We start from the raw sequence: 16,434 nt of genomic DNA on the forward strand, positions 1-16,434 counted from the left end.
GCCATGGCGCCCAGGCGCGCGCCGACCGGCAAGTCCAGCCGCCGCCCCAGCGCAGCGAGCAAGCGCTGCGGCACGACGGCGCCATCGCGCACCCCCAGCCGCGAACCGCCGGTGCGGATGGCGCTGTAGGCTGCGTCCGCCGCTTCCACCTTGGCGCGCGCGGGCTTGACCCGTATGGACGTGTAGCCCACCACCCGGCCCCCTTCGATCAGGGGCGCGGCGTTCGCCTCCACCCAGTAGAAATCGCCGTTCTTGCAGCGGTTCTTCACCAGCCCGGTCCAGGCCTTGCCGGCACGGATGGTGCGCCACAGATCCGCAAACGCTTCCTTCGGCATGTCCGGATGCCGCACGATGCTCTGCGGCGCCCCCAGCAGCTCCTCGGCGGTAAAGCCGCTGATCTTGCAAAAGTCCAGGTTCACATAAGTGATATTGCCCCGCAAATCGGTCTTGGAGACGATCGTCTCGTCATCGCGCAAAACGTACTCGCGGCTGCCGCCAGGCTGAAGGTTACGCATACGATTCCTCATCAAAAAAGCAACGGAATTATCTGCGCGACAATAACAATTGTGAAGCCTCGATGAGTCTTTACTTAACCTGGATCAAGAAATTCACAAAAACAGTTTGCCCTGGGCGCTGCCCGCTCCATGCAGCGCCACGGCCAGCGCCATATCCGAGGTTTCCAGATGCCAGTGGAACCAGGCCGGCAGTTCGTCCAGCGCCGTGCGGCAGACGGCCTCGTCGCCGTGCAGCAAAGAACGCAGCCAGTGCAGCAGCGCATCGTGCTGCGCCGCGTGCTGATTGCGCGCCTTGCACTCGAGCACGCCCATCAAGCCCTCCTCCAACGCGAAGTCCGCTGCGAAGTCCTCGATCAGTTCGGCCAGGCCCGCCATCATCTTCGGACCGGAACGCTCTTGCAGCAGCGCCACCTGCTCCAGCAGCACATCGTGCACCTCCGCAAACAGGGCGATATCGGACGGCGCGTCGTCCGCCGTCTTGTCCAGCGTGGCGTGAGCGCGTCCCATGTCAGCCCTCCTTGCCGTCGATGCGGGCGCCCGCCAGATACGGCGCGTACACCAGCGCATACACGGCGAAAGCGGTGCTCCAGCCGGCCGCGCTCAGCAGCACCAGGGCGGCATGCAGCGGCCCCGCCCACGCAGCGTCCAGCAAGGCCGCCGCCACGCGAGCCAGCGCGCCCAGCTGGATCAGCACGAAGATCGCGCTTTCCGCCCGCCTCGCCTTGAGCATGCGGCCGGTATGGCCCAGCGTGGTGCGCGTCATCATGCCCAGGATCAGGCCCGCCATCGAGCCCACCGCCAGCGCGTGGAAAGCCGCGCCGGGCGCCGCCATGCCCAGCGCGGACAGGGCCAGCAGCAGCATGCCCACGCCTATCCAGGCGTAGGACAGATGCAGTATCCACAGCAGCGGCAAGCGCAGCGTGCGCTGCGGCTGCCAGCGCCATAGCCGCAACAGCGCCAGGACGCCTGCGGCGGCGGCCAGCGGCGCCAGCAGCCAGGCCGGGGCGCCCACCGTCCACGCCAGCGCGCTGGCCGCCAGCAGCGCGATCGACACCTGGTCGGTTCGCACATGGCTGGCAGGCGCGCTGCCCGGCGCGCCGTTGCGGGTGAACATGGGAATGACGCGGGTGCCGATGGCCGATTCCATCACCACGATCACCAGGATGGCCGCTTGCACCGATGCCGCCGGCGCCAGCGCCAGCCAGCCCAGCACTGCGGCGTGGTAGCAGGCATTGGCCGCAGCCAGCAGGCCCAGCAAGCCAACCAGGAAATAGTTGCGGCGGTTGCCGGCCCGGCGCATCACGCTGAACAGCGGCCAGGCTGCCACCGGCAGGAACAGCGTGTCCACCAGCGCCGCAAGCGCGGGCGGGGCCAGCAGCATGGCCGCCCTGCCCGCCAGCCACAGGCCCAGCAGCGCAGCCAGCCTGCCGCCGACCGGGGTCCACAGCCCGGTCCAGTTGCGGCCCGCCGTGTACAGGAAGCCGACGATGACGGCGCTGGCCATACCGAACACCATCTCATGCATATGCCAGGACAGCCCCACGTTGGCGGCGAGGGAGCCGTCCAGCCAGCCATACAGCCGGGCTACCCACAGTGGCACAGCCAGCGCGGCGAACAGCGCGGCGGCCAGGTAGAAGGGCCGGAAGCCCAGCCGCCACAAGGGATGGCTGCTGAAGTGGCCGGCGCTGTGCAGCGCTGCGGCAGGCTCGTCGATATGTAGCAGGCTCATGATTCTCGTGCTCCGTAAAACTTCATTTTCTGCCCGGGCGCAACGCTTGTGAAGCGCGGCGAAGGGCAAAGATGATCCATGTTAAGGAATGCGGAAATAAGGCTGCGACGCACACTTTTCTCATCGACCGCAGGCCGCGCTTGGCTTACGCTGGCGGCACTTATCGACATCGGGAGAACGAAAATGGAAAACGCAGTATTGCGCATCAACGGCATGAACGGCGAGGCTTGCGCCGACAAGGTGGCCAATGTCCTGGCCGGCATCGGCGGCGTGAGCGACGTGCGCGTCTCGCTGCTCAACAGCCTGGCCAGCGTACGGTACGACGCGGACAAAGCCACGCCGGCCTCGCTGGCCGGCAGCCTGGCCCAGGCGGGCTATCCGGCCGAACCGGCGGGTACCGGCGGCGGTTGCTGCGGGGGCTGCTGCGGCGGTTGAGTCCGCCCCCGCCCGCTCAGCGTTCGGACAGGCGGTGCTCCACCGCATACACGGCCGCTTGCACGCGGCTGTTCAGCTTGAGCTTCTTCAGCACGTTCTGCACGTGGATCTTCACCGTGCTTTCCGACAGCTCGAGCGAACGCGCGATCAGCTTGTTGCTCTCGCCGCGCGCCAGGCCGGCAATGATGTCGCGCTCGCGCGGCGTGAGCTTGTCCAGCTCCGACGCGGCCGGGGTGGCCGGCGCGCCGTGCAGCTGGGCCACCAGCTTGGCCGTCATCGCCTCCGCCACCACGGTCTGGCCATCGGCCGCGCGCCGTATCGCCCGCGTGAGCGCTTCGGTATCGATATTTTTCAGCAGATAGCCGGACGCGCCGGCCCGCAGCGCCACCGACAGGTCGGTCGCGTCCTCGGACACGGTGAGCATGACGATGGCGCTGTCCGGGCAGTCCTGCTGCATCAGCTGCAAGGTTTCCACGCCCGACATGCCGGGCATGTTCAGGTCCAGCAGCACCACCTGGGGCTGCAGCTGTTGGGCGCGCTTGATGCCCTCCACGCCGTCCGCCGCCTCGCCCACCACGACGAATTCCGGGTGCCGCTGCAGCAGGGACTTCACGCCGCTGCGGAACAGCGTGTGGTCGTCCACCAGCAGCACGGTGATCGGTTTATCGGCAGTTTGCATATCAAGACCTCTCTACAAAATTGGTTTCAGGCGGCGCGGCGCAGCGCCCGCGGCAGATGCAGCTCGACGCGGGTGCCCTCACCAGGGCGCGACTGCACGCTGAGCTGCGCGCCGATGCGCTGCGCCCGCTCGCGCATGATGTGGATGCCCACATGGCCTTCGCCGCGCGCGGGCAGCTCGTCCAGCACGAAGCCGGCCCCGTTGTCCTCGATGCTGAGGATGAAATCCTGGCGGTCGCTCAGGCTCACCTTCACCTTGCTGGCGCCCGCGTGCTTGCGCACATTGGACAGCGCCTCTTGCACGATGAACAGCAGTTGCAGCTGCTGCTCGCGCGGCAGCGGCGCGCCGTCGCTGTCGGCCGCCAGTTCCACCGGTATGCCGGTCTGGCGGCGGAATTTGTCCACCGTTTCCTGCAGCGAGGTGGCGATGCTCCCCTCCGGCAGCCGGGCGCGGAAGTTGTGCAGCAGCTCGCGCACGTCCTGATAGCTCTCCTCGACGCCCGCGCGCAGCGCCGGCACGATGGCGGCCGCCTCCTCCTGCTCGCCGGCGCGCAGCGACTGCTCCAGCATCTGCACCTGCAGGTGCAGGAAGTTCAGCCCCTGGGCGATGCTGTCATGCAGGCCCTGCGCCACCAGGTTGCGCTCTTCGGATATGGCCATCTCGCGTTCGCGCCCGGCCAGGCGGCGGTTCTCGATGGCGGTGCCGAGCAGCTGGCCCAGGGTGTCGAGCAAGGCGCGGCGACCTTCATCGATGACAGTGGGCTCGCGGAAATGCAGATTGAAAAAGCCCAGGTGCTGCTGCTGCGCGTAGATGTGGAACACGGACACGGTGGCGTAGCCTTCGCGGTGGCAGCGCAGCGACAGCGCCGGGTCGATGCGGCGCATGTCATGCACCACGGCCACCTTGCGCTCCACGGCGTCGCCGCACAGGCAGTCGCCCACCTTGATGCAGCGCTCGTCCTCCACCAGCTCGGGGGAAATGCCCTGGTGCACCAGCAGGTGCAGGTTGCCGCGCAGCGGGTCCAGCATGCGCACGGTGCCGCCGTCGGCGCCGAAATAGCTGATCAGGCGCTGCAGGAAACCTTCGCACAAGGCTTCGGCGGGCTGGGGCTGCTGCAGGAAGGCGGCACTGTCGTACAGCAGCGCCAGTTCGCGGTTCTGTCCCTCCAGCGCGGCGGTCTTGGTGCTGACCAGCTCGTTCAGCCCGCCGTACACGTGCTGCAGGCGGTCGGCCATCTGGTTGAAGCCGTTCGTGAGCTGGCCCAGTTCGTCCTGGCTGTCCACCGGCAGGCGCACCTCGAAGTCGCGCTCACGCATGCGCTCCATGCCGGCCTGCAAGCGCGTGACCGGCGTGACGATCATATTGAAGAACAGGTAGATGATGCTGACCGTGCCCACCATGGCCAGCGCCAGCAGCATCAGCTGAGAGCCGCGCAGCCAGAAGGTGCGCTCCTCGCTGTCGTGTTCGATCTGCTGCACCAGGGCGTCGGCGGCCGCCACGAAGCGGGCCGTTCGGCCTTCCAGCATGCGCGCGTCGGTGGCGCTCAGGCTTTGCTGGCGCAGCAGCGTGCCGGCCAGCGGCGCCAGTTCCTCGCGCCATTGGCGCTCCACCAGCTCGAAATTGCCACGGATGGCGGCGGCGGGCGGCAGGAACAGCGGGCGGCGCGGGTCGCCGTGGCGCAGCTGGGTCAGGGTGTCACTGATGAGTCCGGCTTGCAAACGCACTTCCTCGCGCGCGGCCGCCACGTCCGGCCGGGCCGGCATATTGGTCAGCAACATGCCCATACGGTAACTGTGCATGCGCAGGCTGCCCGTCACATTGATGGCGGCGGCGCTGCCCTCGAGCTGCCAGGACAGCAGCAGCGTGGCGCCTATCACCACCAGCGCCACGGCCAGGAAACTCAGCAGCACGCCGACGATGCGCGTCGACAGGCGCTGCCAGGCCGCGAACAGGGGCGCGTGGCGCGGCGGGGCCGCCGCTTCCGCGGTGGCCAAAGTGCCTGCTCCCAAATCTGCTGCCATGCCGTTCCCCTTGTTGCGCCCTGCGAGCTTGCATGAAGTATACACGGCAGCGCTTGCTTGCTAGCCCCCGGTTTGCGACATGAAGCGGATGATCTTTTCCGGCTGGCGGCCGAAATCGTGCTGTTCCGGCTTCAGTTCGATGGCGGCGCGGATCGCCTGCTCCAGTTGGGCATCGCTGGCGCCGCCGCGCAGCAGGGGCCGCAGCTCGAATTTCTCCTCCTGCCCCAGGCACAGGTACAAAGTGCCGTCCACCGACAGCCGCACCCGGTTGCAGGTGGCGCAGAAGTGCTGCGACAGCGGCGTGATAAAGCCGATGCTGACCGCGCCGTCCGGCGTGCACAGGTAGCGCGCCGGTCCGCCGCCCAGTTCCAGCGCCTGCGGCCGCAGCCCGAAGCGCAGCTGCAGGCGGCGCTGCACCGGCGCCAGGTCCATGAAACTGCTGTCCTGCCCGGTGGCGCCCATGGGCATGACTTCGATCAGCCGCAGCATGAAGCGCTGCGCGATGCAGAATTCCACCATGGCATCGATCTGGCTGTCGTTCACGCCGCGCATGGCCACCATATTGATCTTGATCGGGTCGAAGCCCGCCTCCCTGGCGGCGGCCAGGCCTTCCAGGATGGACGGCAGGCTGTCGCGCCCGGTGATGCTGCACATGGCCTCGCGGTCCAGCGCATCCAGGCTCACGTTCAGGCGGGTTACGCCGGCCGCGCGCAGCGCCAGCGCGTGGCGCGCCAGCCGGGTGGCGTTGGTCGACAGCGACAAATCCGCCACGCCGGGCAAGGCGGCCAGGCTGGCCGCCAGCTGCGGCAGGCCGCGCCGCGTCAGCGGTTCGCCGCCGGTCAGGCGCACGCGGCGCGTGCCCAGGCGCGCAAAGGCGCCCACCACCCGACCGATTTCCTCGAAACTGAGCCAGTCCGGCGGCGGTTCGAAGCCTTTGAAATCCTTGGGCATGCAATACGTGCAACGCAAATCGCAGCGATCCGTCACCGACACCCGCAGGTAGTCGATGCTACGGCCAAACCGGTCGCTTAACATCGTCATGCTCCTTCACTCTCAATAAGGCCGATTGTAGCGGCGCGGCCGGCCCTTGCCATTGCCCATGAAGGACTAGGCGGACTAGGCCGAAATGACTAGTCCGCCCGCGTTCACTGCACCAGCGGCGAGTCCGCCCCTTCCAGTTCCACGCCTTCGATGGCGGCGCGGCCGGCCAGTATGCGCAGATACTGGTGCAGCGCGCGCTGCCAGGCCTGGCGGCCCAGCTCGTCCGCTATCTGCGCCGCCACCGCCTCGTAAGGCACCAGGTGGCCCGGATCGCTGCGCAGCGCCTGCACGATATGCAGGCCGAAGCGCGTTTCAAGCAGGCGCCCGGCCAGCTCGCCCGGCTGCAGGCGGAACAGCAGCGCCTCGAATTCCGGCACGCACTGACCCTTTTGCAGCTGGCCCAGGCTGCCGCCCACCGCGCCCGAGGGGCAGTTGGAATAGCTGCGCGCCAGTTCCTCGAAGCGCTCCGGTCTTTCCTGCAGCTCGGCCAGCAGCAGCCCGGCGGTCTGGCGCAGCAGCTCCAGCGGCGCCGCCGGCGTCACCTGGAACAGGATGTGGCGCGCTTCCACCATGGCGCCGGTGCGGTAGCGTTCCAGCCGGCCCTGGTAGTAGCGGCGGCACGCTTCGTCGTTGACCGGCGGCACGCGCAGCTCCAGCTCGAACAGCGCCTCGATCACGTCGTCCTCGCTGACGGCCTGGCCCTCCAGCCCGGCGCCCACGCCCAGCCGCGCCGCCTCCTGCAGCAGCAGCTGGCGCAGCACCACCTCATGCACCGCCTGCTTGAGCGGATTGGCGGCCTGCTGGTGGTGTGGCAGCTCGCTGGCGATCTGCGCATCCGTAATGTCGATACCGTTGACGGCTATACCCATGATGTCTCTCCTTTAGCGCGAACGCACCAGCTGGAAGGCGCGGTTCAGATAGCCGAGCGCGCCGAAGCCGCTCCACACATGCACCAGGCGGGTGAAGGGGAAGATGACGAACAGCGACATGCCCATGAACAGGTGCAGCTTGAACACCAGCGGCGCGTCCACGATGAAGCTGGCGGCGTCGCCGCGGAAGGTCACCACGTGCTGCGCCCAGCTCATCAGCAGCACCATCATGTGGCCGTCCAGATGCGAGGCCGAGGCGAAGATGGAGCTCAGGCCCAGCAGCAAGGTGGCCAGCAGCCACAGCAGCACGACCTTGTCCTTCAGGCTGGTGCCGTGGCGCACGCGGTCGTTGCTGAAACGGCGCGCCAGCAGCATCAGCAGGCCGACCAGGCACAGCGAACCCATCAGGCCGCCGGCCGCCATCGCCACCAGCTGCTTGGCGCCGTGGCTCACACCCAGCGCGTCCCATACCCACACCGGCGTCAGCAGGCCGGCCGCGTGGCCGCCCAGCAGGCCGATCACGCCCAGGTGGAACAGCGGGCTGCCCCAGCGCAGCAGGCCCGTGTGCAGCACCTGGCTGGACTCGGAACGCCAGCTGTACTGCTCGCGGTCGAAGCGTATCAGGCTGCCCAGCAGGAACACCGCCAGCGCGATATAGGGGTAGATCCCGAACAGAAATTGATGCAGATAATTCATGGTTTTCTCCTCAGGCTTGCGGCGCGGCGGCCGCGCGCGGGTAAAAATGGATGGCTTGCTGGCCGCCGGCGATGGGGCCGGCCGCGCCCATGGCGGCGCTGGCCAGCAGCGGCTCGACGCCGTCCGCGCCGGGGCCGAAGGTTTCCAGCGCCTCGTCCATGTCGCGCACCGGCGGCTCGCTCAACTCCTCGGGCGCCACCGGGCTCAGCGTTTCAACCAGGTCGAACACGCAGGCATAGGGGCTGGCCGAAGCGCGCAGCTTGCGGCCCAGGTGGGCCAGCACGTGGATGGCGTCGCCCAGCAGGGGCAGCGCCGTGGCCTCGTCCTGCTGCGACAGGAACTCCAGGAACAGCGGCACGTAGTCCGGCAGGTCGTCGCCCACCATTTGCAGGCCGTGCTTGCTGTACTCGGCCAGCAGGTCCACCATGGCCTGGCCACGGTCGCGCGATTCGCCGTGGATGTGCTCGAACAGGTGCAGCGAATGCGACGGGCTGCGGTCGAAGGTCTGCACATACTCCTGCTGCAGCGCGATCAGCGGCGTGCCGCCCAGGTGGGCGAACAGCGGCTGCAGGCGCGCCTGCCAATAAGGCTGGCCGTCCAGCGCCGCGCGCAGCTCCGGCAGCGCCTCCAGCATTTCCGCTTCCGGGTAGAGCAGCAGCGCGGACAGCACTCGCAGGCCGCGCATGCCTTCATGGGTGTTCATCTCAGACATCGAGCGCCTCCTTTTTCTTGCGCGACTTGGGCATGGACATGAAGATGGCCGAGCCGTGCTTGCGCTTGCCGAACAGGCTGGAGTCGCTCACGCCGTCCGAGCAACCGTTGCCGAAGCTGAAGCCGCAGCTGCCCTTGTCGTTGAAGCTGTCCTCGGCCATTTCCTTGTGGCTGCTCGGAATGACGAAGCGGTCCTCGTAATTCGCGATGGCCATGATGTGGTACATATCCTCCACCGTGGCCTTGTCCAGCCCCACCTGCTTCAGCACGTCCAGCAGCTCCACGCCCTCCACGCTCTTGCCGCGCATATAGGCGCGCATGGCCAGCATGCGGTCCAGCGCCTTGAGCACCGGCGCCTGGTCGCCCGCCGTCAGCAGATTGGCCAGGTATTGCACCGGGATGCGCAGGCTTTGCGTGTCCGGCAGGATGCCGTTCTTGCCCAGCTTGCCCGACTCGGCCGCCGCCTGGATGGGCGACAGCGGCGGGATGTACCACACCATGGGCAGCGTGCGGTATTCCGGATGCAGCGGGAAAGCCACCTTCCACTCCACCGCCATCTTGTACACCGGCGAACGCTTGGCCGATTCCAGCCACGCGTCCGGGATGCCCTGGCGGCGCGCTTCCTCGATGATGGCCGGGTCGTGCGGGTCCAGGAACAGGCCGAGCTGCGAAGGATACAGGTCGCGCTCGTCGGCCACCGAGGCCGCCGCTTCGATGCGGTCCGCGTCGTACAGCAGCACGCCCAGGTAGCGGATGCGGCCCACGCAGGTTTCCGAGCACACCGTGGGCTGGCCCGCCTCGATGCGCGGGTAGCAGAAGGTGCACTTCTCGGCCTTGCCGGAAGACCAGTTGTAGTAGATCTTCTTGTACGGGCAGCCGGAGATGCACATGCGCCAGCCGCGGCACTTGTCCTGGTCGATCAGCACGATGCCGTCGTCCTCGCGCTTGTACACCGAACCGGACGGGCAGGACGCCACGCAGGTCGGGTTCAGGCAATGCTCGCACAGGCGAGGCAGATACATCATGAAGGTGTTCTCGAAGGTGCCGTACATCTCCTTCTGCATATTGTCGAACAGCTTGTCCTGGCTGCGCTGGGCGAATTCGCCGCCCAGGTCATCTTCCCAATTCGGACCCCACTCGATCTTGTCCATCTTCTTCCCGGTCAGCACCGAGATGGGCCGCGCGGTGGGCGGCGTCTCCGACAACGGCGCGTTCTGCAGGCGCTCGTAGTCGTAGGTGAAGGGCTCGTAGTACTCGTCGATCTGCGGCAGATTGGGATTGGCGAAGATATTGGCCAGGATCTTCAGGCGGCTGCCCTGGCGCGGCTCGATCTTGCCCGCGTCCGTGCGGCGCCAGCCGCCGTTCCACTTGTCCTGGTTCTCCCACTGCTTGGGATAGCCGATACCTGGCTTGGTCTCCACGTTGTTGAACCAGGCGTACTCCACGCCGTCGCGGCTGGTCCACACGTTCTTGCACGTGACCGAGCAGGTATGGCAGCCGATGCACTTGTCCAGGTTCAGCACCATGCCGATTTGTGCGCGTATTTTCATGCCATGCTCCCTTGTTTTTCCACCAGCGGGCCTTCCAGCCAGTCAACCTTGTTCATCTTGCGCACCAGGACGAATTCGTCGCGGTTCGATCCCACGGTGCCGTAGTAGTTAAAGCCCCACGACAGCTGCGCGTAGCCGCCTATCATGTGGGTCGGCTTGGTTACGGCGCGCGTGACCGAGTTGTGTATGCCGCCACGCTTGCCCGACATTTCCGCGCCCGGCGTGTTGACGATTTTTTCCTGTGCGTGGTACATCAGCGTCATGCCCTCGGGGACGCGCTGGCTGACGATGGCGCGCGCCGTCAGCGTGCCGTTCACGTTGAACACCTCGATCCAGTCGTTGTCGACGATGCCGGCCGACTTGGCGTCGGTCTCGGACAGCCACACGTGCGGGCCGCCGCGCGACAGGGTCAGCATGCGCAGGTTGTCCGAATAGGTGGAGTGGATGCCCCACTTCTGATGCGGCGTGATGAAGTTCAGCGCAATTTCCTTGTTGCCGTTCGGTTTGGCGCCCAGCGTGGCCGCCGTGGTCTTGGTGTTGATGGCCGGCTTGTACACGCACAGGCCCTCGCCGAAGTCGCGCATCCAGCGGTGGTCCTGGTAGAACTGCTGGCGGCCGGTCAGCGTGCGCCACGGGATCAGTTCGTGCACATTGGTGTAGCAGGCGTTGTAGCTCACCTCTTCCGATTCCAGGCCGGACCAGGTGGGCGAGGAAATGATCTTGCGCGGCTGCGCCTGCACGTCGCGGAAGCGGATGCTGTCATGCTCGCGCGGCAGCGCCAGGTGGGTGTGGTCGCGGCCCGTAATCTTCGACAGCGCCTCCCAGGCCTTGACCGCCACGTGGCCGTTGGTTTCCGGCGCCAGCGACAAAATCATCTCGGCCGCGTCGATGGCGGTGTCCAGGCGGGGCTGGCCCTGGCTCACGCCCTCGGCCAGCACCGTGCGGTTGATACCGCGCAGCACCTCGACCTCGTGGCCGGTTTTCCAGCCTATGCCCTTGCCGCCGTTGCCCAGTTTTTCCAGCAGCGGGCCGATGGAGGTGAACTTCTTGTAGATCTGCGTGTAGTCGCGCTCCACCAGCGTGAAGTTGGGCATGGTCTTGCCCGGCACGGGTTCGCACTCGCCTGCGCGCCAGTCCTTGGGATCGAAAGGCTGGCCCAGTTCGCCGGGGGTGTCGTGCATCAGCGGCGTGAGCACCAGGTCCTGCTGGGTGCCGAGGTAGGGGCCGGCGATTTCCTCGAACTTCTTGGCCAGACCCTTGTAGATCTCCCAGTCCGAACGCGACTGCCACAGCGGCTGCACGGCCTCGGACAGCGGGTGGATGAAGGGGTGCATGTCGGACGTGTTCAGGTCGTCCTTCTCGTACCAGGTGGCGGTGGGCAGCACGATGTCGCCGTACAGGCAGGTGGTGGACATGCGGAAGTCCAGCACCACCAGCAGGTCCAGCTTGCCCTCGGCGGCGGGACGGACCTTCACGTCGCGCGGCTTGATGCAATGGTCCTCGTCGCTCATCAGCGCGTTCTGCGTGCCCAGCAAATACTTCAGGAAGTACTCGTGGCCCTTGCCCGAGCTGCCCAGGATGTTGGAGCGCCACACAAACATATTGCGCGGGAAGTTGGCGGGATTGTCCGGATCGTCGCAGGAGAAATTCAGCTTGCCTTCCTTGATCTGCTGCACCGCATACTCGGCCGGCGCCATGCCGGCTTCCGCAGCGGCGCGCGTCACTTGCAGCGGATTGGTTTCCAGCTGCGGCGCGGAAGGCAGCCAGCCCAGGCGCTCGGCCTTGGCGTTGTAGTCCAGCAGCGTCATCGGCGCCACGTCGCCGCCCGCCAGCGGCGAAGCGATCTCGTCGGTGTGCAGCTTCTCATGGCGCCACTGGCTGGTGTGGGCGTAGAAGAAGGAGGTGCCGTTCATCTGGCGCATGGGACGGTTCCAGTCCTGCGCGAAAGCCAGCGGAGTCCAGCCGGTTTGCGGACGCAGCTTCTCCTGGCCCACGTAATGCGCCCAGCCGCCGCCGGACTGGCCGATGCAGCCGCACATCATCAGCATATTGATGATGCCGCGATAGGTCATGTCCATGTGGTACCAGTGGTTCAGCGCGGCGCCCACGATGACCATGCTCTTGCCGCGCGTCTGGTCCGCGTTCTCGGCGAACTGGCGCGCCACGGTGATGACGTCGGCCGCCTTCACGCCGGTGTGCTTGACCTGCCAGGCCGGCGTGTAGGGCACGTCGTCCGCGTAGCTGGACGCCACGTTGCCGCCGCCCAGGCCGCGGTCCACGCCGTAGTTGGCCATGGTCAGGTCGAACACGGTGGCCACCAGCGCGGTGCTGCCGTCCGCCAGCGCCAGGCGCTTGACGGGCACGTTGCGCAGCAGGATGTCGGAAGCGTCCTTGCCGCCGAAGTAAGGGAAGGCCACCGGCAGCACTTCGTCGCAAGCGCCCAGCAGGGACAGCTGCGGATCGACAGGCTGGCCGTTGCCGCCCTGCTTCATCTCCAGGTTCCACTTGCCGGACTCGCCCCAGCGGAAGCCGATGGAGCCGGCAGGCGCCACGATGGCGCCGCTCGTTTCATCAATGACCAGCGTTTTCCACTCGGGGTTGTTGGTCTCGTCCAGGCTCTTGTCCAGGTGCGAAGCGCGCAGGAAGTAGTCCGGCGCCAGGTGGCCGTTATGTTCCTTGAGCAGCACCAGCATGGGGAAGTCGGTGTACTGCTTGGCGTACTCCTTGAAGTATTTGGACTGGCCTTCGGTGTGGAATTCCTTCAGGATGACGTGGCCCATGGCCATGGCCAGTGCGGCGTCCGTGCCCTGCTTGGGCGCCAGCCAGATGTCGCCGAACTTGGCCATCTCGCCGAAGTCGGACGACACGGCCACCGTCTTGGTGCCCTTGTAGCGCACCTCGGTGTAGAAGTGGGCGTCGGGCGTGCGCGTCATGGGCACGTTGGAGCCCCACACCATCAGGTAGGTGGAGTTGTACCAGTCGGCCGATTCCGGCACGTCGGTCTGCTCGCCCCATACCTGCGGGCTGGCCGGCGGCAGGTCGCAGTACCAGTCGTAGAAGCTCAACGCCACGCCGCCTATCAGCGACAGGTAGCGCGTGCCGGCTGCGTAGCTGACCATGGACATGGCGGGAATCGGCGAGAAGCCGACGATGCGGTCCGGGCCGTATTTCTTGATGGTAAGCGCGTTGGCGGCGGCGATCATCTCGTTGGCGTCGTCCCACGAGGCGCGCACGAAGCCGCCCAGGCCGCGCACCGATTTGTAGCTGGCGGCGCGGGCGGGGTTCTGGCTGATGTATTCCCAGGCGGTGATGGGGTCCATGGTGCGGCGCGCATCGCGCCACATGTCCATCAGGCGGCCGCGCACCATGGGGTACTTCACGCGCTGGGCCGAATACACATACCAGGAATAGCTGGCGCCGCGCGGGCAGCCGCGCGGCTCGTGGTTGGGCAGGTCCGGGCGCGTACGGGGGTAATCGGTCTGCTGGGTTTCCCAGGTAATCAGCCCGTTCTTCACATACACCTTCCAGCTGCAGGAGCCGGTGCAGTTAACGCCGTGCGTGGAGCGCACGATCTTGTCGTGCTGCCAACGCTGGCGGTAGGCGTTTTCCCAGGTGCGGTCCTCGTCCACCACGGCGCCGTGGCCGTTGGAAAAGGTCGACCTGGCCTTGCTGAAGAAATTCAGGCGATCCAAAAAATGACTCATGCTGGCTCCTCGCTGGCGCCTTGGCGGCGCCGGGATATAAACACCGCTCCATGCAACATGCATGGAGCCGTCGATGGAAGCCAGTCTACGAAGACGGCGCGTCCTTGGAAATCGGCAATAAGTGCGTTCGACGCGGCGAGAAGGAGTAGCAAGCCTAGTCCTTTGTGACTAGGGACGCGCGCCGGGCAGCCACCATCAAGGTGCGCTGGTCCAGCCAGCGCCAGGACGCGGAAGGTGCAGCGGCGCCATCCCCCGCGCGCACATAGACCGCGCGCACGAAGCCCGGCTGATCCGGCGCGGCCAGCGCCGCCAGCATGGCCTCCTGGCTGGCATAGCAAACCGTGGCGCCATCCTGGTAGCGGATCTGCGCCGCCGCAGCGTCCTGCGCGCTTCCGCAGGCGGCGGGCGGCAGCGGCTGTTCGCGCGCCTGGGCCAGCAGCAGCGCCGCCAGCAGCGCCAGCGTGCCGGCCTGCACTGCCGGGGACAGCGGCGCGCGTGTCTGTGATCTGAACATCATTCCTCCATGTGGACGGGCTTTCCCCGCGCGGCCATTTTCTGCAGCGCGCGGCCGCAGCGCCTTGATGTGCATCAAGCGCGGCCGGGCGGCACGCCCTCTCGTGCGGAGTGCCTAGTTCCCCTCATGCCGACCGCCTATATGCACCGGACGCCGCCTGCGCTATACCTATGGCATGGCCGCAACGCGCGGCTGCAACCTCAAACAACCGACAAGGAAAACAGATGAATATCGCCAGTTTTGAAGACCTGCTAGCCGCTGCCGCCGCGCAGGAACAGCCACAGCGCCTGCTGTTCGCGTTCAGCATGGCCGAATCCGCGCCCGGCCACGTGGGCCAGGACGCGCCGCAGACGCTGGTGCCCGTGATGTGCGCGGACAAGCCGTCCGGCGAGGTGGAAAGCTTCGGCCAGCTGGCCGGCGAAGCCGCCGAGATCGGCGCCCAGTGGGATATGGTGATGGTGAGCGCCCTTGCCGGCGAGGCCGGCGCGCAGCCTGCGGCGGCCACGGTGGAACAGGCGCTGCGCCGCATGCTGCGCGCCATCCGGGAAGGCCAGCTGGAGTGGATGCTGGCCTTCGACCGCCAGGGCCGCCTGCTGCGGCCCGAACCCGCCTAAGGCCGCGTCAGCGGACAGACCAGCGGCAGGAACTGCTGGCGGCGTGCCGAGTAGGCCATCAGCGCGCCGCTTTCAATGTCGAAGTACCAGCCGTGCAGCTTGAGCTTGCCCTCGTCCACGCGGCGCTTGATCCACGGATAGGTCAGCAGGTTGTCCAGCGAATGCAGGATGCTGGCCATCTCGCAGGCCTTGTGCTGCTCGTCCAGCCCGCGGTGACCCAGCGTGCCGCGCACCTGGCGCGCCACCGGCTCGGCTATCTTCATCCAGCGCCCAACAAAGTCGGTCTCCCCCTGCGGCTGGCGCGGCCCCATCAAAGCGCGGATGCCGCCGCAGCGCGCGTGGCCCAGCACAATCACCCGCTCCACCTCCAGATTGCAGACCGCGAACTCGATGGCCGAACTCACGCCGGGCGGCGCGTCCGGCGTGCAAGGCGGCACCAGGTTGGCGATATTGCGCACCACGAACAGGTCGCCCGGGTCGCTGCCGGTCAGCAGCATGGGATCGACCCGCGAATCGCAGCAGCCTATCAGCAGCGTGCCCGGGGTCTGCCGCGCGCGCAGGCTGTCGTACAGCGCATGGGTGTCGCCAAAGTAGCGCTGCTGGAAGCGGCCGAATCCCTGCACGAATTTTTCTATGTCTTGCATGCTCCCTCCTTCATCCCGCGCACTGCTGCAGCGCATCCTGGTTCAGAATCGCCACCTTGCGGCCCTTGAACGCGATCAGATGGCGCGCGCTCAATTCGGCCATGATGCGAGAGAAATGCTCGGGCGTGAGGCTCAGGCGCGAAGCCAGCACCGCTTTTGAAACGGGCAGCGTGATCGTGGTCTCGCCGGCGGCGGCCTGCGCCGGCTGCTTGAGCAGGAAGGCCGCCACCCGCTCGGTGCCGCTGCGCAGCGCGTAGGACTCCAGGTCGCACATCAGGCCGTGCATGCGCTGGCTCAGGCCAGCTAGCATCTTGCAGGCGAAGGACGGCGCATTTTCAATCTCGCGGAAGATCGCCGGCTTGGCCACGTGCAGCAGCAGGCTGTCCTCGGTCGCCTGCGCGGTGACGATGTAGGGGCTGCCCATGAACATCAGCGCCTCGCCAAAGCTGTGGCCCGGGCCTATCAGCTCGATCACCTTCTCGGCGCCCTGGGCCGAATGGAAGGCCAGCTTGACGCGGCCGTACAGCACCACGTGGAAGCCGTTGCACGGGTCGCCGCGCTTGAAGATCAGGTCTCCGCGCGCCACCCGCAGCTCGGTGCAGCCCAGCGCGATGCGGTCCAGCTCCTCCTCCTGCAGCGAGTTAAACAGCGGCACGCGCGATAAAAAGGTCTGCGGCTTGATTTTGTTTCGGTCCATATTGTTCTCCAGCGC

At 66.8% G+C, this 16,434-nt stretch carries 16 protein-coding genes; 2 read left to right on the forward strand and 14 right to left on the reverse strand.

The annotated features are described in order from the left end of the window. The 3 genes from GTP77_RS22675 to GTP77_RS22685 all read right to left on the reverse strand — a co-directional run. The coding region (locus tag GTP77_RS22675; protein ID WP_161074428.1) for a PAS domain-containing protein at positions 1-515 on the reverse strand (515 nt) is incomplete at its 3' end. Between the two features lie 93 nt (positions 516-608). Beyond that, positions 609-1,022 (reverse strand): hemerythrin domain-containing protein, encoded by a 414-nt coding sequence (locus GTP77_RS22680; RefSeq protein ID WP_161074429.1) that lies wholly within the window; start codon positions 1,020-1,022, stop codon positions 609-611. Position 1,023: 1 nt separating this feature from the next. Continuing rightward, complete coding sequence (locus tag GTP77_RS22685; RefSeq protein ID WP_161074430.1) at positions 1,024-2,244, reverse strand: NnrS family protein; 1,221 nt, start codon at positions 2,242-2,244, stop codon at positions 1,024-1,026. 183 nt (positions 2,245-2,427) lie between these two features. Between GTP77_RS22685 and GTP77_RS22690 the strand changes: the two genes are divergently transcribed. After that, entirely contained in the window at positions 2,428-2,679 is a 252-nt protein-coding gene (locus GTP77_RS22690; RefSeq protein WP_161074431.1) for a heavy-metal-associated domain-containing protein, read from the forward strand. A gap of 16 nt (positions 2,680-2,695) precedes the next feature. Here the strand turns inward: GTP77_RS22690 and GTP77_RS22695 are convergent, their stop codons facing one another. The 9 genes from GTP77_RS22695 to GTP77_RS22735 form a co-directional block, all read right to left on the reverse strand. After that, positions 2,696-3,358, reverse strand: a complete 663-nt coding sequence (locus tag GTP77_RS22695; protein WP_161074432.1) for a response regulator — start codon at positions 3,356-3,358, stop codon at positions 2,696-2,698. A 26-nt stretch (positions 3,359-3,384) separates the two neighbouring features. Continuing rightward, positions 3,385-5,379 (reverse strand): type IV pili methyl-accepting chemotaxis transducer N-terminal domain-containing protein, encoded by a 1,995-nt coding sequence (locus GTP77_RS22700; RefSeq protein ID WP_161074433.1) that lies wholly within the window; start codon positions 5,377-5,379, stop codon positions 3,385-3,387. 60 nt (positions 5,380-5,439) lie between these two features. Next, complete coding sequence (gene moaA / locus GTP77_RS22705; protein WP_161074486.1) at positions 5,440-6,414, reverse strand: GTP 3',8-cyclase MoaA; 975 nt, start codon at positions 6,412-6,414, stop codon at positions 5,440-5,442. Between the two features lie 110 nt (positions 6,415-6,524). Beyond that, entirely contained in the window at positions 6,525-7,289 is a 765-nt protein-coding gene (locus GTP77_RS22710; RefSeq protein ID WP_161074434.1) for a peptidylprolyl isomerase, read from the reverse strand. Positions 7,290-7,301: 12 nt separating this feature from the next. Further along, positions 7,302-7,985 carry a respiratory nitrate reductase subunit gamma gene (narI, locus tag GTP77_RS22715; protein WP_161074435.1) on the reverse strand — a complete coding sequence of 228 codons (684 nt, stop codon included), beginning with the start codon at positions 7,983-7,985 and terminating at the stop codon, positions 7,302-7,304. 10 nt (positions 7,986-7,995) lie between these two features. Beyond that, positions 7,996-8,697, reverse strand: a complete 702-nt coding sequence (gene narJ / locus GTP77_RS22720; protein WP_161074436.1) for a nitrate reductase molybdenum cofactor assembly chaperone — start codon at positions 8,695-8,697, stop codon at positions 7,996-7,998. Further along, a complete protein-coding gene (gene narH / locus GTP77_RS22725; protein WP_161074437.1) occupies positions 8,690-10,246 on the reverse strand; it encodes a nitrate reductase subunit beta in 1,557 nt (518 codons plus the stop codon). Before narH ends, narJ begins: the two co-directional genes overlap by 8 nt. After that, complete coding sequence (locus tag GTP77_RS22730) at positions 10,243-13,950, reverse strand: nitrate reductase subunit alpha (protein WP_161074438.1); 3,708 nt, start codon at positions 13,948-13,950, stop codon at positions 10,243-10,245. Before GTP77_RS22730 ends, narH begins: the two co-directional genes overlap by 4 nt. 154 nt (positions 13,951-14,104) lie before the next feature. Beyond that, entirely contained in the window at positions 14,105-14,467 is a 363-nt protein-coding gene (locus GTP77_RS22735) for a hypothetical protein (RefSeq protein WP_161074439.1), read from the reverse strand. A 221-nt stretch (positions 14,468-14,688) separates the two neighbouring features. On the opposite strand from GTP77_RS22735, the gene GTP77_RS22740 reads away from it, so the two are divergent. After that, complete coding sequence (locus GTP77_RS22740; RefSeq protein ID WP_161074440.1) at positions 14,689-15,078, forward strand: hypothetical protein; 390 nt, start codon at positions 14,689-14,691, stop codon at positions 15,076-15,078. Here the strand turns inward: GTP77_RS22740 and GTP77_RS22745 are convergent. Beyond that, positions 15,075-15,722, reverse strand: a complete 648-nt coding sequence (locus GTP77_RS22745; RefSeq protein ID WP_161074441.1) for a carbonic anhydrase — start codon at positions 15,720-15,722, stop codon at positions 15,075-15,077. The two genes, GTP77_RS22740 and GTP77_RS22745, sit on opposite strands and share 4 nt — an antisense overlap. A 10-nt stretch (positions 15,723-15,732) precedes the next feature. Further along, the gene (locus GTP77_RS22750) at positions 15,733-16,419 is read right to left on the reverse strand and encodes a Crp/Fnr family transcriptional regulator (RefSeq protein WP_161074442.1); all 687 of its coding nucleotides are present in this window, start codon (positions 16,417-16,419) and stop codon (positions 15,733-15,735) included. Between the last annotated feature and the right edge of the window lie 15 nt (positions 16,420-16,434).

This window comes from Pseudoduganella aquatica, assembly GCF_009857595.1.
In the GTDB taxonomy this organism is placed as follows: domain Bacteria; phylum Pseudomonadota; class Gammaproteobacteria; order Burkholderiales; family Burkholderiaceae_D; genus Rugamonas; species Rugamonas aquatica_A.